This window comes from Rhodococcus jostii NBRC 16295, assembly GCF_001894825.1.
Lineage (GTDB): Bacteria > Actinomycetota > Actinomycetes > Mycobacteriales > Mycobacteriaceae > Rhodococcus_F > Rhodococcus_F jostii.
This window is the reverse complement of record NZ_BCWY01000091.1, coordinates 1-18,084: the sequence shown is the minus strand read 5'-3', so window position 1 is coordinate 18,084 and position 18,084 is coordinate 1. Positions and strand designations below refer to the sequence as shown.

General features: G+C 66.1%; 18 protein-coding genes. 8 read left to right on the top strand and 10 right to left on the bottom strand.

Annotated elements, in window-relative coordinates; all coding sequences use genetic code 11:
* Position 1 precedes the first annotated feature (1 nt).
* Entirely contained in the window at positions 2–490 is a 489-nt protein-coding gene (locus tag RJ1_RS36715) for an SRPBCC family protein (RefSeq protein ID WP_073367947.1), read from the bottom strand.
* Positions 487–819 carry an ArsR/SmtB family transcription factor gene (locus RJ1_RS36710; protein ID WP_073367944.1) on the bottom strand — a complete coding sequence of 111 codons (333 nt, stop codon included), beginning with the start codon at positions 817–819 and terminating at the stop codon, positions 487–489. The genes RJ1_RS36715 and RJ1_RS36710 overlap by 4 nt, the downstream gene beginning before the upstream one ends.
* An 83-nt stretch (positions 820–902) precedes the next feature.
* On the opposite strand from RJ1_RS36710, the gene RJ1_RS36705 reads away from it, so the two are divergent.
* From RJ1_RS36705 to RJ1_RS36685, 5 genes are all read left to right on the top strand, one after another.
* Positions 903–1,589: a TetR/AcrR family transcriptional regulator gene (locus RJ1_RS36705; protein ID WP_073367941.1), complete on the top strand. Its 687-nt coding sequence runs from the start codon at positions 903–905 to the stop codon at positions 1,587–1,589.
* Positions 1,590–1,806: 217 nt separating this feature from the next.
* Positions 1,807–3,138 carry an MFS transporter gene (locus RJ1_RS36700; protein ID WP_073367939.1) on the top strand — a complete coding sequence of 444 codons (1,332 nt, stop codon included), beginning with the start codon at positions 1,807–1,809 and terminating at the stop codon, positions 3,136–3,138.
* 46 nt (positions 3,139–3,184) lie between these two features.
* The gene (locus RJ1_RS36695) at positions 3,185–4,276 is read left to right on the top strand and encodes a Gfo/Idh/MocA family protein (RefSeq protein WP_073367936.1); all 1,092 of its coding nucleotides are present in this window, start codon (positions 3,185–3,187) and stop codon (positions 4,274–4,276) included.
* Positions 4,277–4,317: 41 nt separating this feature from the next.
* Positions 4,318–4,785 carry a type II 3-dehydroquinate dehydratase gene (gene aroQ / locus RJ1_RS36690; protein ID WP_073367933.1) on the top strand — a complete coding sequence of 156 codons (468 nt, stop codon included), beginning with the start codon at positions 4,318–4,320 and terminating at the stop codon, positions 4,783–4,785.
* Positions 4,782–5,648, top strand: a complete 867-nt coding sequence (locus RJ1_RS36685; RefSeq protein WP_083400607.1) for a sugar phosphate isomerase/epimerase family protein — start codon at positions 4,782–4,784, stop codon at positions 5,646–5,648. The genes aroQ and RJ1_RS36685 overlap by 4 nt, the downstream gene beginning before the upstream one ends.
* 53 nt (positions 5,649–5,701) lie before the next feature.
* Here the strand turns inward: RJ1_RS36685 and RJ1_RS36680 are convergent, their stop codons facing one another.
* Positions 5,702–6,055: a hypothetical protein gene (locus RJ1_RS36680; protein WP_073367931.1), complete on the bottom strand. Its 354-nt coding sequence runs from the start codon at positions 6,053–6,055 to the stop codon at positions 5,702–5,704.
* The gene (locus tag RJ1_RS36675) at positions 6,052–6,513 is read right to left on the bottom strand and encodes a hypothetical protein (RefSeq protein WP_083400606.1); all 462 of its coding nucleotides are present in this window, start codon (positions 6,511–6,513) and stop codon (positions 6,052–6,054) included. The genes RJ1_RS36680 and RJ1_RS36675 overlap by 4 nt, the downstream gene beginning before the upstream one ends.
* Positions 6,514–6,664: 151 nt before the next feature.
* Here RJ1_RS36675 and RJ1_RS36670 point away from each other — a divergent pair, with 151 nt between their 5' ends.
* Entirely contained in the window at positions 6,665–8,968 is a 2,304-nt protein-coding gene (locus tag RJ1_RS36670) for a serine/threonine-protein kinase (RefSeq protein WP_073367926.1), read from the top strand.
* 96 nt (positions 8,969–9,064) lie between these two features.
* On the opposite strand, the gene RJ1_RS36665 is transcribed toward RJ1_RS36670, so the two are convergent.
* A complete protein-coding gene (locus tag RJ1_RS36665; RefSeq protein ID WP_073367924.1) occupies positions 9,065–9,691 on the bottom strand; it encodes a TetR/AcrR family transcriptional regulator in 627 nt (208 codons plus the stop codon).
* A 140-nt stretch (positions 9,692–9,831) separates the two neighbouring features.
* Between RJ1_RS36665 and RJ1_RS36660 the strand changes: the two genes are divergently transcribed.
* Positions 9,832–11,040, top strand: a complete 1,209-nt coding sequence (locus RJ1_RS36660; RefSeq protein ID WP_073367921.1) for an oxygenase MpaB family protein — start codon at positions 9,832–9,834, stop codon at positions 11,038–11,040.
* Between the two features lie 7 nt (positions 11,041–11,047).
* Here RJ1_RS36660 and RJ1_RS36655 read toward each other — a convergent pair whose 3' ends face one another.
* From RJ1_RS36655 to RJ1_RS36635, 5 genes are all read right to left on the bottom strand, one after another.
* The gene (locus tag RJ1_RS36655; protein ID WP_073367919.1) at positions 11,048–11,554 is read right to left on the bottom strand and encodes a mycothiol transferase; all 507 of its coding nucleotides are present in this window, start codon (positions 11,552–11,554) and stop codon (positions 11,048–11,050) included.
* Positions 11,555–11,648: 94 nt separating this feature from the next.
* Positions 11,649–12,713 (bottom strand): Glu/Leu/Phe/Val dehydrogenase family protein, encoded by a 1,065-nt coding sequence (locus tag RJ1_RS36650; protein WP_073367917.1) that lies wholly within the window; start codon positions 12,711–12,713, stop codon positions 11,649–11,651.
* A gap of 101 nt (positions 12,714–12,814) precedes the next feature.
* The gene (locus tag RJ1_RS36645; protein WP_073367914.1) at positions 12,815–13,966 is read right to left on the bottom strand and encodes a M20 family metallopeptidase; all 1,152 of its coding nucleotides are present in this window, start codon (positions 13,964–13,966) and stop codon (positions 12,815–12,817) included.
* Positions 13,963–15,360, bottom strand: coding sequence for an aldehyde dehydrogenase family protein (locus RJ1_RS36640; RefSeq protein ID WP_240319872.1), 1,398 nt, complete (start codon positions 15,358–15,360; stop codon positions 13,963–13,965). The genes RJ1_RS36645 and RJ1_RS36640 overlap by 4 nt, the downstream gene beginning before the upstream one ends.
* Positions 15,361–15,429: 69 nt before the next feature.
* On the bottom strand, positions 15,430–16,992 hold the full coding sequence (locus tag RJ1_RS36635) for a GMC family oxidoreductase (protein WP_073367907.1): 1,563 nt from the start codon (positions 16,990–16,992) through the stop codon (positions 15,430–15,432).
* Between the two features lie 131 nt (positions 16,993–17,123).
* Between RJ1_RS36635 and RJ1_RS36630 the strand changes: the two genes are divergently transcribed.
* Positions 17,124–17,609 (top strand): GbsR/MarR family transcriptional regulator, encoded by a 486-nt coding sequence (locus RJ1_RS36630; RefSeq protein WP_083400743.1) that lies wholly within the window; start codon positions 17,124–17,126, stop codon positions 17,607–17,609.
* Positions 17,610–18,084 lie beyond the last annotated feature (475 nt).

Sequence of the window (18,084 nt, the reverse complement as noted above, 5' to 3'; positions counted from 1 at the left end):
ATCACCAGCTCGTCTGCGCCAGAACCGCATCCAGCGCCGCGTAGCTCTCGTTCATGCCGCCTTCCATGCCGGACTGCAGCATGCCGTCGCGCTCCTCTGGAGTGTGGAACTGACTGACGACCGACAGCTTGGTGCGTCCGTCACCGAGGTCGGTGTAGGTGTTGTTCTCGATGATGACGTGGCCGGGCATGCCGTCCCACTCGAACGTGTACACGAGACGCTCTTCGGGGGTGATCTCCCGGAACCTGCCCTCGAAGCCGTGGGTATCGCCGTCCGAGTGCTCGACGACGCGCCAGTGGCCGCCGCGCTCGAACTCCCAGCGCTCGACATCGAGTTCGTTTCCGCGGCCCCACCACTGGGCGAGCAGTTCCGGTCTCGTAAATGCGGCCCACACGCGCTCGCGCGGGGCGTTGAAGATGCGTTCGACGTGGATCTCACGGTCCGTCGGCGTCGAGAGGGTGGCGGTCGCGGGGGTCTGCGAGGTGCTCATGACGTGCCTTCCGTTCGATTGAGGAAATCGTCCAGACGGTTCAGCCGGCCTTCGAGCGACAGCCGGTAGTCGCGAATCCAGGCCACCTCACGGTCGAGTGAGTTGGTCCCCAACATGCAGTACCGCACCCGGCCACGTTTCTCGGTCACGACCATTCCTGCCTCTTCGAGCAGTCGCACGTGCTTCTTGATGCCGGTCAGGGTCATCTCGAAGAGTTCGGCCAGGTCGCTGATCGTGCACGCGCCTTCGCCGAGCCGGTCGAGAATCCCACGTCGCGTCGGATCTGCCAGCGCCGCGAACGTGGCGTCGAGTGCGGAATACTGAACCATCGAGTTCAGTGTTGCACCGCCACCACACTCCGTCAAGATCGAGTGCGGAACACGCTCGGATAAGCTTGGGCCGTGGTCCACCGATGACGGCGTCGCCCGACGAACACGAAGAGGCGATCAGCGATCGCCCGCGCAGTCGCGTCTCACCCGTGAGAGCGCGCCGCAATCCGGCATTGGTCCAGGCGGACATCCTGGAAGTCGCGACCGCAGAGTTCGCCGAGAAGGGCCTGTCCGGCGCCAGCGTCAACGAGATCGCCGAGAAGACCCAGACCACCAAGCGCATGATCTACTACTACTTCGGCGGCAAGGAAGGCCTGTACACCGCAGTACTCGAGCGCAACTACAAGCTCATGCGGGAACTCGAACACGAGGTGGATCTCGAGCACGCCGAACCCGTCGACGCACTGAGGTTGATCGCGCAGTTGACCTTCGACCACCACGACACGCATCGCGCCTACGTCCGCCTCGTCAGCGGAGAAAACATGATGAAAGGCAAGTACATTCGGCAGTCCGACGAGGTAGCCGGACTCGGAATGCCGGTGCTGGCGGTCCTCGAGGATGTGCTGCGCCGCGGCCAGGCCGCCGGCGTGTTCCGTCAGGACATCGAGGCCATCGACGTCCACATGCTCATCAACAGTATGTCGCTGTTCCGCATCTCCAACCAGTACACGTTCGACGCGCTGTTCCAGCGCGACCTCGCCGCGGACGACCTGCGGGCGCATCTGCGCACCGTCATCGGTGACGTCGCGGTCCGGTACGTCTGCATCTGACCTCGCTCACGCGAGCCCCGTCACCCACCTCCCACGCCTGGTGAGGGAGCTTTGCCATGCTCTTTGTACCTACTGGACACTTTTTGGTCCGTGAGGTACAAAGTTATTGCGCCTGTCACATTCCGTGCGCTACATTCAGGATCTGCGCAGGACGAACTTCCGTTCGCCATACGAACGCCAGTGGAGCGGTGCCATGCACGCACAGAGGAGAAACCGAATGACGACGACTATCGATGCCACGGGCACCGGTCCTCGGACAGACCTTCGCAAGGTCAAACGAGCTGCCACCGCCGCGTTTCTCGGCAGCATGCTCGAGTACTACGAGTTCTACATCTACGCGTCCGCGGCGGCCCTGGTCTTCGGCAAGGTGTTCTTCCCCTCGTCGAGTGCGGCGACCGGAACCCTGTTGTCGCTGGCAACTTTCGGTGTCGCGTACATCGCCCGGCCCATCGGAGCGGTCCTGCTGGGACATCTCGGAGACCGCGTCGGACGTAAGAAGATCATGCTGTTCACCCTCGGATTGATGGGCACGGCAACGTTCCTCATCGGATGTCTGCCCGAGTACAAGCACATCGGAATCTGGGCGCCGATCCTCCTCGTCTGCCTCCGTGTCTGTCAGGGCATCTCGGCGGCCGGCGAACAGTCCGGAGCCAATTCGCTGACCCTCGAGCACTCACCGGAACACCGCCGGGCCTTCTTCACCAGCTGGACCCTCACCGGCACGCAGGCCGGCTTCATCCTCGCCACGCTGGTATTCCTTTCGGTCGCCACCCTGCCGGAAGACCAGCTTCTCAGTTGGGGATGGCGCATCCCGTTCCTCGCCAGCGCCGTCGTCGTCTTCGCCGCATACATCGCGCGGCGCAAGCTGGAGGAGCCGGAGGTCTTCACGGAGAACCGGGAGAACGGCGAACTCGAACGCTTCCCCGTCGCGACGCTTCTGCGCACCCACTCGACCGACGTACTGCGGGTGATCCTGTGTGCGTTCCAGTCGGTCGGCGGCACGATCTTCGCCGTCTTCGGACTCGCGTTCGCAACCAGTTCCGAGGTCGGTATCAGCCGTCCGACCATGCTCTGGGCGGCCGTCGTCGCCAACGTCGTCGCGTTGGTCATGCAACCCTCGCTGGCCGTCCTCGCCGATCGCATCGGCCGCAAGCCGGTGTTCATCAGCGGCGTCGTCGGTCTCGCGGTGTCAATCTTCTTCTACTTCTGGGCGATCTCCACCGCCAACGTGGCGCTCATCTACGTCGGCGCGATCGTCTTCACCGGAATCTGTTACAGCGCACCGAATGCCGTCTTCCCCTCATTCTATGCGGAGATGTTCAACACGAAGGTCCGGTTCTCCGGCATGGCACTCGGAACCCAGATCGGTTTCGCCTTCGCCGGTTTCGCGCCCACCATCGCGTGGACCATCGTCGGGGACAGCCGCACGAACTGGATCCCCGTCGCCGTCCTGGTGGCCGCGGCGTGCCTGATCTCGGCAGCGGCGGCGTCCACCGCTCGAGAGACGTACACGACGCCGCTCGTGCAGCTCGGCAAGCCCGTCGCATAACACCTCACCCCACCCCTGTAGACGTTCTCCAACAGAAGGAACAACCATGACCACCGCACGCCTGAAAGTCGGAATCGTCGGTTGCGGCAAGATCGCGATCAATCACGCCAAGGCCCTGCACGCCATGCCCGAGGTCGAACTGGTCGCCTGCAGTGACACCAGCCAGGAGAGGGCCGACTCCTTCGCTGCCGCACACGGAATCACCCACACGTACGACGACCTCGAGGCACTGCTCGGCAGCGCGCTGGACGCCGTCACCATCTGCACACCGCACCCGACCCACGAGGCGATCGTCATCGCAGCCGCCGAACACGGCCTGCACGTTCTGTGTGAGAAGCCGATCGCCATCACCCTCGACGAGGCCGACCGCATGGTCGAGGCGACAGCGGCCGCAGGGGTCAAGTTCGGTGTGCTGTTCCAGCGCCGGTTCTGGCCTGCCGCTCAGCGCATCCGCACTGCCATCGATGCCGGCGACCTCGGTGGTGCACCCATCGTCGCCACCTGCACCGTCCGGCTCGGCCGCGACCGCGAGTACTTCACGTCCGATCCGTGGCGCGGCCGCTGGGACACCGACGGTGGTGGCGTCCTCATGACTCAGGCCATCCACTACATCGACCTGCTGCAGTGGTTCATGGGCGACGCCGTCGAAGTGACCGGCCACGTGGACACCCTGGTGCACGGCGATTACATCGAGGTCGAGGACACGGTCGCGGCCACCGTGAAATTCTCGTCCGGCGGACTCGCCACCATCACCGCCAGTACGACTTTCGCTCCCGGTCTCGGCACTCAGATCGTGGTCGGCGGGCGCAACGGGCACACGGTGAGCCTGACGGAGTTCCCGGAGGGCACACCTGCGGTCAACGACATCTGGACCGTCGCCGGCGAGGAGGAGTACCGGCAGATGCACTCGACGGCCATCGAATCGGACCCGCCGCTCTCGCAGATCCACGTCGGTCTGGTGCCGTTCCATCAGATGCAGATCGAGGACTTCGTCCACGCGATCGTCGAGGACCGCGCACCGGCGGTCTCCGGACGCGACGCTCGTCGCGCGCTCGAGATCGTCCTCGCCATCTACGAATCCTCCCGGACCGGGCAACCCGTCGCCCTCACCTCGGGCGCTCTCGCCGGCTTGCAATAACTGCGCCGCAACTCTTTTCACAGACACACGAGGAAAGCGCGATGACTGCACCCACCGTCCTGGTCCTCAACGGACCGAACCTCGACATGCTCGGCACGCGGCAACCCGAGCACTACGGTCACCAGACCCTCGACGACGTCCGCGCATTGTGCGAGCGGATCGCCGCGTCCCTGGATGTCGAGCTGGACTTCTTCCAATCGAATCACGAGGGCGGGATGCTCGAACGCATCCACCGGGCACGCGGATCCGCGGACGCCATCGTGATCAATGCCGGCGGGTGGACCCACACTTCCGTGGCCCTGCGCGACGCCCTGGTCGTCCCGGAGATCCCGATCGTCGAGGTCCACATCAGCAACATCCATGCGCGCGAGGAGTTCCGCCACCATTCCTTCATCTCGCCGATCGCACATGCCGTGATCGCCGGTGCCGGAATCACCGGATACAAGTTCGCGATCGAACATCTCGCGGCCGTGCTCGTCCCGTCGGAAGGGAACGCGGCCCGGTCATGACCGACAGACCACTGTTGTCACTCTCCCCCCTCACCGCCGTCGACACCTCACCACCCGATCTGGTGACGGCCGCCGCCGGCGCCGGCTTCGACTACGTGGGGATCCGGGCGAAAGCCGCAGCGACCGACACCCAATGGCCCATGCTCGACGACGGTCCCATGGTGTGGGAGACTCGCCGCCGCGCCGACGACCTCGGTATCGACATCCTGGACGTCGAAGTGCTGCGGATCACCGGCACGGACGACGCGGAGGTCGCTCTGCGGATCCTCGACGTGGCGTCGGTCCTGCGTGCGAAGTACGTACTGGTGAACGGGAACGATCCGGAGCCCACACGACAAGCCGACACCTTCGCGCGCCTGTGCCGTGAAGCCGAGCAACGAGGTGTCGCCCTCGCCCTGGAGTTCATGGCGTTCAGTCGGATACCGACCCTCGGCGACGCCACCGCGGTGCTGACCCACGCTGCCAGTCCCGCCGCGGTGCTGGTGGTGGACGCACTGCACCTGGCCCGGACCGGCAGCACCGCCGATGTCCGGGCCGTTCCCGACCACTGGCTCTCGTACGCTCAATTGTGTGACGCCCCGAAGGAGTCACCACCCGATCACGCCGGTCTGATCACCGAAGCGCGCACGGATCGACTCCTCCCCGGCGACGGCGACCTCCCGTTGAGCGAGTTGGTCGGCGCACTTCCTGCCGGCACCGTCTACTCGGTGGAAGCCCCCGTTCTCGCTCACACCGGGTGGGCCGCCGAGGTGCGGGCCGAATACGCCTACCGAGCCCTCCGGGACACGGTGTCGCCCCGTGAGAGCCCATCCGGGCGGGCCGGCCGAATCCCGCTGCATCTCGAGGCCGGTACGGATCGGTAACGACCACTCCGCCAAGTCGATTCGACGAGGCCTGATCCACATCAGTGGCAACATCATTCGGTCTGTTTGGGATGCCCTGTGCCCGCGTACTTCAGCCACAAGGTGCGGTGCTCGATGTCCAACATGTACCAAACCCGGCCGCCGGCAGTGACCTCGAACTGCCACTGTTCCACCTCGACCCCGTTGTGCACCCCCGTCGCGAGTCGGCCCTTCAACCGGTGATGACGCGTCGTCGACTCCCCGGCGACCGCGCGGCGACGCAACTCCTCATACGCCACCAACGTGTTCGCCGGCGCCTGCCGACACAAGTCGTCCCATCCCTTCGCCGCATCACTGGTCGCGAACCTCAGCTCCCACAGCTCCCCCGTGGCCGGCGGCGCGACCCGCTCGCCTCGCTTCGGGCTCACAGCTCCGGCACCGACACGGCCCCTAAGTCACCCTCGGACGGCGTCGACAGGATCCGGGCAAGCTCTGGATCGGCATACACCTCCGCCGTATGGCGCCACGTCTCGATCGTGCGGGCAGGCGGAGCCGGATTGTCGAGCGACGACCCTGCCCGAAGCGATGCGATCAGCTCGTCGACGAAGTCGGCGACCTCCTCGACCGACAGGTAGCTCACCCACGGGAACGCCGCCTCGACGACCTTGCGGACCAGATCGCCGTCATCCGAGTGCAGGAGGGCGTCGACCATAGCCGTCGCAGCTGCGAGCACCTCCCGCTCCTGATCTGCCCGCGCCGCCGTCATCAACACGAGGTCCTCGTCGTCGCGTCGCGTCACCCGCAGCGGCCTCGCCCCCGACCGCTGCCATGCCGACAACGTCGCCTTCCCCTTGTTCTGAATATCCGAGAACGGCACTTCACCCACAGACATACTTTCAATGTACTTTTAAAGTGCGGGGCCGGCAAGGCACGTGACGGCCCGCCCTTTTCGTACCCTTCGCGCACCGCCAGGAATACCCTGGCAAGTGCACGACCCTGCACCTGCCGGTATCTGCACCGTCCGGAATCGAAGTGCCATGAACGATCGCCCGCCGAGTGATTCGACGGTCGCGTCTGGGCCGCCCACCGAACTGGGTCAGGACACCCAACTGCCACCGTCGACGACGACGTCGGGCGCCGAACCGGTGTTCGTCGTGGAGAGCGGCGTCGAACGCCTCGTCGCGGACTGGGAATCCTCCGGTTCACCGGCCGAGCTCACGGACTATCTGCCCGACACCGCCGCGATCCGGCGCGCCGCGCTGATCGAGTTGATCAAGGTGGACCTCGAGTACCGATGGTTGCGTTCGGGCCGCCCGAAGCGCATCGCCGACTACTGCCTCGAATTCCCGGAGCTGCTCGCCGACGCACTGCCACCGGAACTCGTCTATCTGGAATACCGGGTTCGCCGTCTGAGCGGCGCCGACGTCGAGCCCGACGAGTACCTCACCGAATACCCGCAGCAGGCGGCCCGCTTCGAGAGCCTCCTCGAACACGACCGGCGCACCCTGGACCGTCGGACGGCGGCCGCGGAACTCGGGCCGCGGGACGACCTCGACGTCGGGAAGCGGCTCGACGATTTCGATCTCATGATCGAGCTGGGCCGCGGCGCGTTCGCACGGGTCTTCCTCGCCCGGCAGCGTTCGATGCAGCGGTGGGTGGCGTTGAAGATCTCCCGCAACATCGGCAACGAGCCGCAGATGCTGGCCCAGCTCGACCACCCCTACATCGTCCGCGTCTTCGACCAACGCCTGCTGGAGGACCGTCAGCTGCGGGTGCTGTTCATGGAATACGTTCCCGGCGGCACCCTCCTCGACGTGGTGCGGCTGGTCCGCAAGACCCCACCCGAGCAGCGGTCCGGGAAGCTGCTCCTCGATTCGATCGACCGCACCCTCGAGGCGAGAGGGGAGATCCGGCCCGAGTACTCGAGCGTGCGGGACGAGATCGCCGCCCTGTCGTGGCCGGAGACGGTCGCGTGGATCGGGCTCCGGCTGGCGGACGCGCTCGACTACGCACGCGAACACGGCGTCCTGCACCGCGACATCAAACCGGCGAACGTGCTGCTCGGCCTCGAAGGCATCCCCAAGCTCGCCGATTTCAACGTCAGTTCGAGCGACAGCGTCGAGACGCCCGGCGCTGGGGGATTCATCGGCGGCTCCGTCGCCTACATGTCGCCCGAACAACTGGAAGCGGTCGACCCGAACTCCCCGCGGACCGCCTCGGACCTCGACACCCGCAGCGACATCTTCGCGCTGGGAGTCATGTTGTGGGAGCTCCTGACCGGGTCGCGGCCGTTCCCCGACGACGGAACCGCGTCGCCGCAGACACTGCGCGAGTCGCGATGCCGGGGCGTGGACCCGGAGCGGTCCTCGTTGCCCGAAGACTGCCCGGCCGCGCTGCGACGCATCCTCGTGAAGTCCCTCGCCCCGGACCGCAACGACCGGTGGTCGAGTGGCCGGAAGCTGACACGCCAGTTCGCGCTCTGCCTCGACCCGCACGCCCGCGATCTCGTCGATCCTCCGCCCGGAAGCCTGCGGTCCACGATGTGGCGGTGGGCGCTGCCGATCGTCCTCGCCGCGGTCGGCATCCCGAACCTGCTGGCAGCCGGTTACAACTACTACTACAACAAGGTGCTGATCATCGCCACGCTGCCGGTCGAGGCGCAGCAGGATCTCGAATTCGTCCACCTGGTCATCGGCGGGGTCGCGTTTCCGCTGGGCGCGGTGCTGATCGTCTACTGGTGTCGCCTCGCGCTCACGGTTCCTCGCGGTCTCCGCGATGGCCGCACCTACAGTCCCGAGGTGCTGGGGAAGGCGCGGGCCGCGACGCTCGGCCTCGGCGACCGCGCGGTCGTGGTCAGCTTCGGGCTGTGGGTCGTCGCCGGCGTCGCCTACCCGATCGCCCTGCAGTTCACCGCCGGCGGGATTCCGCTGCGCGCGTACACGCAACTCCTCGCGTCCCTCGCCGTGTGCGGAGCGGTCGCCCTCGCCTACCCGTTCTTCATCCTCACCTTCTACGCCGTGCGGTGCCTGTGCCCGATCCTGTTGTCACACGGAGAGTTGCGTAAGAGCGACGGGTACCGAATTCGTGCCCTCGGCCGGAGTCTCCCCCGATATCTCGCCGTCGCCGCGTCCGTCCCGTTGATCGGCGTCGCCGGGCTCAGCTTCGTCGGCGGGAACACGGGCGACGCCGTGAACGCGACGGTGCGCGTGCTGTGCCTGGGAGGCATCGTCGCCTTCATCGGCGTGTACCAGTTGTTCCGGCGGATCGAGAGCGACCTCCGCGCACTCGAAAGGGTCGTGTGGCTGGAAGTGCCGGGATCCCCGTCGCGGCGGCGACGGTAGGACCGGGCAGAAAAGAAAAAGGGCCCTGGCGCTGCCGGGTCGGGGTCCGACAGCGCCATGGGCTCACCCTGTATTTCTCTCGAGAGCCCCTCCGCGTTACACCCCGCGTGTCGCGCCTCCGGCGAGGCCGCCCATCGTCATGTCGTAGAGGACGGTGGCCAGCTCGTTTCGCCGGTCGCGGAGGTCCCGGCGGAGGTACTCCAAACTCACCTCGCGGTAGCTGACGGTGAGGACCAGAAGCAGCGCGTCGAGGTCGACACCCTGGCCGATCGCGGACGGATTCAACGTCACATACGTACGTAAGAGGTCGCGGCACCGCTCCTCGATCCGGACGGAACGGTGCGCCGACAGGGTCAGGTGCGGGGCGTCGTTGAGCAGCGACCCGAGGATGTCGCGGTACCTGTCGAGGACGGCGAGAAGCTGGGTCTGCAGGGCGGCGTCCTTCAGGAATGTTCCCTTCGCGACGGCCTGCTCGAGATTCGCCCCGAAGGTGGCGGTGGCGTCCTCCATGATCTTGTCGATCAGGACCTCGATGATCTCGTCCTTGTTCGCGAAATACTGATACACCGAGCCCTTCGAGATGCCCGCGGCTTCCGCGATCGCGTTCGTGCTGCAGCCGGTGTACCCCTTGGTCCGCAAAACCTGACCCGTTGCCGACAGGATGCGGGCAACCGTCTCCTGCGAACGCTGCTGGGAGGGGTCTTTCCGCTGGCCAGTGCCCATTCGCGCAGCCCTCCCGATCTGTCACACAATGCGACTTGTACCCGTCCGATTAGGTGGGGTGAACTGTAACTCACAGCCCCGGAGCAGGGCGGCGACACCGCGCCGCGCCTGTCTCGACGAGCGAATCGAGTGCATCGGACATGACAGAAATTCAGTCCCGGGAATCCGCGCCCGGACTCTCCGGCTTCACACCCCCGCGGCGGTTCGACATGGACTCGGAGTGGGGCCGTCGGTCGATGCGGACGCTGTCGCGTTTCGTCCACGGCGACCCGACGCCCACCGCGTCGGAGCGGGAACTCCATGCCCGGGCGGTCGCGAGTCAGGACGAGGTCGGCGCCGCGCTGGCGCGGGCGATTCTCGTCGACAAGACCGTGACGATGGCCCAGTTCTCGCAGGCCCTGTCCGCCGGTATCGGCAGTGTGCCCAACGCCACGCCCCCACTGACCGCGTTCTTCGACGCCGTGGATCACCGGCCGTCGTGGGTGGACGACCGCCGCCTCGAGCACGGTGCCGCCGTGTGCCTGCGCAGCGGAATGACCGGTCTCGACCTGCTGGCGACCGGTTCGCTGATGAACGGGTACCGCAGCGCAGCCACCTCCCGCCAACTCGTGGCCACCGGCAGACTCGTCGGTGAGGGCGCCGGTCAGCGGGTCACCGAGACCGTGCGGTGGTGGTACGAGTGCGTGCTACCCGACGGCATGGACCGCGACCGTCGGGGCTGGCAGTTGTCCGTCCACGTCCGGCTGATGCACGCGTTCGTCAATCTCACCCTGCTGCAGGACGAGGACTGGGACGTGTCCGACTGGGGCATGCCGATCAACCAGTCCGACCAGGCCGGCACGCTCGCGCTCTTCTCGACGACGTTCCTCGTCGGACTCCGGTCGCTGGGCGTGTGGGTTTCGGCCGACGAGGGCCGCGACGCGATGCACCTGTGGCGGTACATCGGCTGGCTGATGGGCATCGACGACCACTGGCTGGTCGACGACGAGAACACCGGCCGCCGCAACATGTGCCAGATCGGGATGTTCGCACCCGGCCCCGACGAGAACTCCCGGGTGCTGGCCGACTCACTGCAGAAATCGTGGGCCACGTTCCACTACCCGTTTGCGGAACCCCTGCGGCGCCGGCTCAACCGCCAGCGCCTGCTCAGCATTCAGCGACTGTTCTCCGGTAAAAGCGGCATGCGCGAACTCGGTTTGCCGATCGTGCCCGCCTGGTTCGTCCCGCTGGCGTTGGCCGGCAACGGGACGATGCACGGTGCGGCGCGGGTGAGTCCGGCGGTGCGGGAACGGGTCGGCCGCCGGTCCCGGCGACGGGTGGAGGCGTGGCTCGCCGCCAACGAGCAGTAGTCGCGGCTCAGCGGCGCTCGTAGAGGCCGCGGACGTACGCCGCCTGCCCCGCGTGCTGGAGGTCGTCGGAGACGACGCTGATCAACCGGACACCGAGAGTCACCGGCGGATCCCAGTGCTCGTCGACGATGCGGTCGAGGTCGTCCGCACCGATCGACTGGACGAAATCGACGGTGCGGTCGTGCACGGCATCGTGATACTCCCGGAGGAGATCGGCCCCGGTCTGCACCCTGGCCACCTCGTCCGCGGAGTGTCCGTAACCGATGTCGGCAACCCGGAACGGCAGGTCGAAACGCTCGACCCACCCGCCCGACGTCCACACCTGCTCGCTCCCCGCCACCCCGGCGACGTGGTCGTCCTGCACTCTGGTGAGATGCCAGACCAGCCAGGCGATGGTGTTCGCCTTCGCGTCCACCCGGAACGTGAGGGCGTCGGCGGGCAGATCGGCCAGCGCGGAATGCACGGTCTCCTGAATGCGATCGAAAGCGTCGGTCAACAGCGCGCTCTGGTCCACGATCTTCCTTTCGTCGTGTTCACATCACGTTCCACTATGACGCCACTCGGGCTCACACAGACCGGCATCTCCGAACCTTCCGGAAAGGGGTTCGCTATACGCGGAGCGGAGTCGCTGTCTCGATCCGGCGGCGAGCCAGAATTCGCGCGGCACGATCAGTGTCGATGTCCTCGCTCTCGGCGAGAGAGTAGACCTCGGCAAGTGTTTCTCCGATGCGTCGGGTGCGCGCTCCGACCGTCTCCTCGCTCCAGCCGAGGACCTCTCGGCCGACCAAGTGAAGTGCGCCACCGGCGTTGGTAACGAAGTCGGGCGCGTACAGGACATCGCGCTTGTGGAGGATTTCTCCCGCCTCGTCGTCGGCAAGGACGTTGTTCGCGGCGCCGACCACTGCGGACGCGGGCAGTTCACAGGCGACCGCGCTGTCGAGTACGCCGCCCATCGCGCAGGGCGCGAAGATGTCACAGGGCGTGGTCAGGACGTCATCGATCCCGACAACGGCATGACCGAGTTGCCGAGCCCAGGCCAACCGCTCGGAGTCGGTATCCGAGACGAGGAGGCGCGCCCCGGCCTGCGACGCGAGGACGGCCACCCCGCTGCCGACCGCGCCGAGGCCCTGAACGAGCACGGTGAGACCGTCGAGCGTCCCGAGTCCTCGGTGCATGGCAGTCGCCTTCATGGCCTCGAAGACACCCAACGACGTGTTGAGTGCACTGGAACCGGCTCCGCCACGCGCGGCGGAACGGCCGAAGACGAACTCGGTTGTGTCGTTGAGAATGTCCATGTCCGACGAGTTGGTATTGACGTCGGGGCCTGTCCAGTAGTTGCCGGCGAGTTTGTCGATGTTCTCGGCGTGCAGGGTCAGGATTCGTTCCCATGTGCCCTGGTCGATCTCATTGCGTGGAGCAGGGAGAGCAATGACCGACTTGCCACCGCCCATCGGGAGGTTGCTGACGGCCATTTTCAACGTCATCGCACCCGCGAGTCTGCCGGCATCTTCGAGCGCCTCACCGAAGGATGCGTACTGTGCCGCGCGGGTGCCACCCGCGGCAGGTCCGAGTCGGGTCGAGTCCAAGCGGATGATGAAGGACACTCCGGTTTCCCGGTCGTGCCGCGTCACCGTCAGTTCGCCGTCCCAGCACAATGTCTTGTCGAGTCTCATAGTGTCATGCCTTTCGAAAAATGGTGCTTCGCCTGAAGTGCACAGTCACGAGACCGGTCGTCCTGACCGAACGTTCTCCGATCGCCACTGGCTTCACTCATTCAGTGAGGATTCGCCGGATGCTGTTCCGCGAAATCCACTGCAGTCCACGCCATTGCGATAGCACCCCCGAGAACGGCTCTGTCGGCTGCCGGGCCGATGCAGGCGTCGGCGAATTCAGGTTGGTGGTTGACCGCGGGATAACAGTCCAGGCCGAGCATGGGGTGAATAGTGGGCACGACGTGAGAGATGTTGCCCATGTCGGTCGCTGCACCCACCATTCCGTCCGGCAGATCAGGAAAGCTGCGACCGAGGGCTTCTGCATTCGCGCGGTATCGAGCGAGCAGCGTGGCGTCCGGACGCAAGTCCGCGTAGTCGGGTCCGCTGGGCGTGATCGACATGGCACATCCGGTGGCCAGCGCCCCAGCCTCGAAGCAGAGTTTCACGCGCGTAGTGAGCGTGGCGAGTGCCTCCGCGGTATCGGAGCGGACGATCCAGCGTCCGGCCGCAGTATCGGGGATCACGTTGGCGGCGGTGCCGGCATCGGTGACGATGCCCTGAATTCGGTCGATTCCGCGAGTTTGTTGTCGCAGTTGGCCTATCGCTACCTGCGCGATGAGCATCGCGTCCGCAGCGTTGACTCCGAGTTCGGGATGGGCCCCGGCGTGGGCGGGCTTGCCTTTGTACGCTACTTCGAACTGGGAAACAGCCGTGCCGGGCATCGCCGCCATCTCGACGGCGGCGGGGTGAACCATCATCGCGGCGTGGAGCCCGTCGAAGGCACCGCGTTCGAGCAGGAGGATCTTCCCGCCACCGCCCTCTTCGGCAGGGGTGCCGAGGAGTGTGACGGTCAACCCCAGGTCGTCGACGAGGTCGGCCAGGCCCAGGGCGGCACCGACGCCGGCTGCGGCGATGATGTTGTGGCCGCATGCGTGCCCGATCTCGGGGAGGGCGTCGTACTCGGCGCAGATTCCGACGTGCACGGGGCCCGATCCGATCGTGGCGCGCACTGCAGTGGGTAGGTCGTAGCAGCCGTGCTGCACCTCGAATCCCCCGCCGCGGAGTTCGTCGGCGACCCACTCGCTGGCTCGGTATTCTTCGAATCCCAGCTCAGGGTTCGCGTGGATACGGTGAGACAACTCCAGGAGCGTCCGTTCGTACCGTCGAATCCTCTGCTCGACAGCAGCTTTCGCTCCGACGGCAGCCGGTGTCATGAGAGCGTGGCCGCGGTTGCGGGGGCGGTGTGAATCGTTGCGGGCCGGGTCGCGGCGTCATACGCGGCTCGCGCGCCTGTTGCGCCCATGCCGCTGTCGCCTGCGGGCTCGTAGAGCCTCTCCGGGCCACCGCCCTGCCACTGATTGATCCAGGTCACCCCGGCAGGGATGCCGGCGGCCGCGGCGGCGTGGTCGGGGTCGTGCGTGTAGACGGTAGCCCCGAGCGCAAAGCGTGACGAACTCGCGCGCTCGAGCGCCTCCTCGAACGAGGAGACGACAACGACCGGGGCGATGGGGCCGAACGTTTCCTCGGTCATCACCAGCATGGAGTCGTCGACGTCGGTGAGCACAGTGGCCGGGTAGAAGAACCCCTTCCGCGTCGGGATCACGCCGCCGATGTGGACGCGAGCGCCGCGCTCGACGGCATCGGTAACGTGCCGATGGACGATATCGCGTTGGCGTGCATCGACCAACGGCCCGAGCACGGTATCGGCGGCGTGGCCGTCACCGAGGGCATAGGTGGATGCAGCGGCGACCAGGGCCTCGACGAACTCCTCGGCGATGTCCTGGTGGACATAGATGCGTTCCATGGATGTGCAGATCTGACCGGTGTTGACGAACGCACCGAAGGCGATCGCGGCGGCGGTCGCGACAGGATCGACCCCGGAGTCGACGACGACCGGGTCCTTGCCGCCGAGTTCGAGGATCGACCGGCACAATCGCCCACCGGTTCCAGCGCCGATCCGTCGGCCGGCCTCGACGGAACCCGTGAAGTGGACCAGCCGGATCTGCTCATGCTCGACCAGCGGTGCCCCCGCCCGGGCGTCGCCGAGGACGAGGTTGACCACGCCTGGAGGCAACGTCGACAACTCGAACAGCCGGGCGGTGGAGAGTGGTGAACGTTCGGACGGCTTGACCACGACGGTGTTGCCTGAGGCGAGCAGCGGCCCGAGAGCACCCAGCACCATCGGCACGGGGAAGTTCCACGGGGTGATGACGGCGGTGGCGCCGAGCGGGTGACGCAGGATTGTCGTTCCGCCGCCGCCCGCGCCGGGGAGGGTTTCGACGAAGGGATAGGTCAGTGCCTCTTCGACCGCGGTCCGAAATCCCTGGACGCCGCCGTCGATGAAGGATCTACCGAGGGCGACCGGCTTCCCCATCTCCTGACATTCGAGCTCCGCGAGTTCCTCGGCATGCTCGGCGATCGCCGTGGCCCACCGGGTCAGATGTTCGACGCGTTCGGCGACCGGCAGCTCCGCCCACCCAGGCTGCGCCTTCACTGCCGCATCGACGGCGCGGTCGACATCGTCAGGCGATCCGCCGGGGTAGCGTGCGATCACGTCTTCGGTGGCGGGGTTCACCAGATCATGCAGCGTCGAACTCTGGGAATCCACCCATCTTCCACCGATTAAGTTCTGTAAGGTCTTCATACGAAAAGTGTTGCCTTCCCTGTGATGTGGAGTTCAGCGGATACGGTCGGCCATGAGCTCGCCGACCATGATCGCCGTCAGGTTGGTGTTGGCCCGCGGGACGGACGGGAATATCGATGCGTCGACCACCCGCAGCCTGTCGGCTCCGAGGACCCGACACGACGGGTCGACCACGGTGTCCGCGTTCCCGGTTGCACCCATCCGGCACGTACTGGTGGCGTGCTGAACATCGCTGACGGTTGCGAGCAAGTGGTCGTCGAGCTCGCTGTCACTGTCGAGTACCGAGAACAGGGCCCTGTTCTCGGTCTCGAGCGGCCCATGCGTGATGGCGGCGACCGCCGGGTCTCGAGCGAGTTCGACCAGGTCGCGTATCCCGTCGCGCAAACGGGACAGGTCCCGCTCGTCGGAGAGCATCCGGGAGTGAATCTGAGGTTGATCCGCCGGGTCGGCCGAGGTCAGCGTCAACACGCCGCGGGAGTACGCCTGATTCACCCAGACGCCGAACGCACCTGCCAACGCGCGCATATCAGGATTGGCCATGGCAACGACATTCTGATTTTGTGACACGAACATCATGTCGCCGGCGGGGGCGCCGGGCTCGCTGGTGTAGCGGACGCAGACGTTGGTGTGCCGGTCGTCCGGGCTCTGGATCCCGGCGTCGTCGATCAGAGGAATCGACACCACCGCCATCGGATGGTCTTGCAGACCTCGCCCGACCGGAAGGTCCTGGCGCACTTCGATCCCCAACGAGCGCAGATGTCCGGACGGACCGATTCCGGACCGCATGAGAATCGCCGGAGAGTGGACCGCGCCGGCGCTCAGTATCACCTCGTCGGCGTGCTCGGTCACGACGGTGCCGTCGACGATGATCCGGACGCCGACCGCGCGGTCTCCGGAGAAGATCACCTGGTCGACCAGGGTGTCGCCACGGATCGTCAGGGTCGAGGATTCGCGAGCGGCCTCGAGGTAGGCGTCGTTGACCGACACACGCCGCCCGGACCGTGAGTTGATCGGGTACGGCGAGACACCCATGGCGTGGGGTGCATTGACGTCCGCGGCCCAAGCATGACCGGCCGACAGGGCAGCCCTGCACAGCGCGGTATCAACGGATCCCCAGTTCTCTTGGGACATGCGGTAAATCGGGGTCGGTCCACCTCGGCCGTGATAGGCCTCGTCGCCGTACTCCTCGTCGTCCTCGAGCTTGGCGAAGTACGGCAGGACGTCGTCGGGCCCCCAACCCACGCAACCCCAGCTGACCCAATCGTCGAAGTCCTCCATCGGGGGACGGATCGCGATCTGTCCATTGATCGATGAGCTGCCGCCGACCCCTCTACCTCGCCAGTAGGGCGCAGGCGCTTGCTTCTCGGTCCGTGCCGCATCGAGCCCCATCCACACCAGATTTTCGGTCGCCGTCGGGTCGAGCAATGCCCTGATCGGGTTGGGTGACCGCCACGCCTGGTGCATGTGCGCCGAGCGATAGTCCGGTCCGGCCTCGAGGAGCAGGACCCGCTTGCCTTTCTCTGCGGAGCGGACCGCCAGCGCGGCCCCCGCCGAACCCGCACCCACCACGATGACGTCCCAGCCTGTCTCGGTCACAACAAACCTCCGTAACGAGTTGCGCGCATGAGGTCTCGGGAAGCACCCGGGTCCTGCCGAGTATGATTCTGTAGACGGAGAGTTCAGTCAATAGTGAATATTCATTTTTTTCTGACCGAATGGAGGTGGCGGTGTCCGTCGACGGCAGCGACAGCGTGGAGAAGGCTTCCCTCATCGAGGACTTCGGTGTGCATATCGGCGGTGCGATGGGCTGGCCCCCCATGGCGGGTCGAGCCGCAGGCGTGCTGATGCTCAGCGCGGCTCCGATGACGATGGCGCAACTGCAGGATGCGCTCGATGCGAGCAAGGGATCGGTATCCGAGACAACCCGGTTGCTCATCACCACCGGCACCGTGGAACGATTCAAAGAGCCGGGAAGTCGCCAGTTCGTCTACCGATGGCGCGACGACGCCTGGATCGGATGCCTACAGCACCAGCTCGAGCAGACGACCGAACTGCTGGCGCTGGCGGAGAGTGCCCAAACCCGCGGAAAGAACCTCCCACCCGAACAGCGCGCCCGCTTCCAGGCAATGCATGAGTACTACAGCTTTATGGTCAGCCGACTCGAGTCGCTCCTTGCGGAGTACACGGCACGGTTCGACGCTGCGCGACCATGAGCGAACAGGCAGGCGTCGCGATTCAGCAGCCGAGTTGCGCGGCGAGGTCCACGAAGTCCGCGGATCCGGCTTGAACGCCCCTGCCATCTCCGCGGCGAAGAGTGCATCCCAGGGCAGGTGGCCGTGCCTGCTGATGTTGACGACGGCACACACTTCGAGCGCTCGACGGTAGATCGAGTCGACCGTCGCGTCCCCGACGCTAACGTTGACTCGAAATACATTCCGCGCCAGCAGTTCACGAGCCCTGGCCAGTCGATGTCCGGATATCGGTCACCGAGAATCCGCTGCGCCTGCACCGCCGAACAGGTACCCAACCTCCCCACCTGGGGCGATCAACGAGCCATGATGATCGGTGACGCCGCCCACGGCGTGTCACCAGCAGCAGGCCAAGGCACCTCCCTCGCCATCGCCCGGGGCCACAGACCTTCCACTGGGGGCGTGCGCTCACCGAAGCACGCGGACCCCTCGGGCACAG

Excerpts from the sequence above, each read along its gene's own strand:
- RJ1_RS36715 (WP_073367947.1), bottom strand. The coding sequence starts at position 490 with ATGAGCACCTCGCAGACCCCCGCGACCGCCACCCTCTCGACGCCGACG.
- RJ1_RS36710 (WP_073367944.1), bottom strand. The coding sequence starts at position 819 with ATGGTTCAGTATTCCGCACTCGACGCCACGTTCGCGGCGCTGGCAGAT.
- RJ1_RS36705 (WP_073367941.1), top strand. The coding sequence starts at position 903 with ATGACGGCGTCGCCCGACGAACACGAAGAGGCGATCAGCGATCGCCCG.
- RJ1_RS36700 (WP_073367939.1), top strand. The coding sequence starts at position 1,807 with ATGACGACGACTATCGATGCCACGGGCACCGGTCCTCGGACAGACCTT.
- RJ1_RS36695 (WP_073367936.1), top strand. The coding sequence starts at position 3,185 with ATGACCACCGCACGCCTGAAAGTCGGAATCGTCGGTTGCGGCAAGATC.
- aroQ (WP_073367933.1), top strand. The coding sequence starts at position 4,318 with ATGACTGCACCCACCGTCCTGGTCCTCAACGGACCGAACCTCGACATG.
- RJ1_RS36685 (WP_083400607.1), top strand. The coding sequence starts at position 4,782 with ATGACCGACAGACCACTGTTGTCACTCTCCCCCCTCACCGCCGTCGAC.
- RJ1_RS36670 (WP_073367926.1), top strand. The coding sequence starts at position 6,665 with ATGAACGATCGCCCGCCGAGTGATTCGACGGTCGCGTCTGGGCCGCCC.
- RJ1_RS36665 (WP_073367924.1), bottom strand. The coding sequence starts at position 9,691 with ATGGGCACTGGCCAGCGGAAAGACCCCTCCCAGCAGCGTTCGCAGGAG.
- RJ1_RS36660 (WP_073367921.1), top strand. The coding sequence starts at position 9,832 with ATGACAGAAATTCAGTCCCGGGAATCCGCGCCCGGACTCTCCGGCTTC.
- RJ1_RS36650 (WP_073367917.1), bottom strand. The coding sequence starts at position 12,713 with ATGAGACTCGACAAGACATTGTGCTGGGACGGCGAACTGACGGTGACG.
- RJ1_RS36645 (WP_073367914.1), bottom strand. The coding sequence starts at position 13,966 with ATGACACCGGCTGCCGTCGGAGCGAAAGCTGCTGTCGAGCAGAGGATT.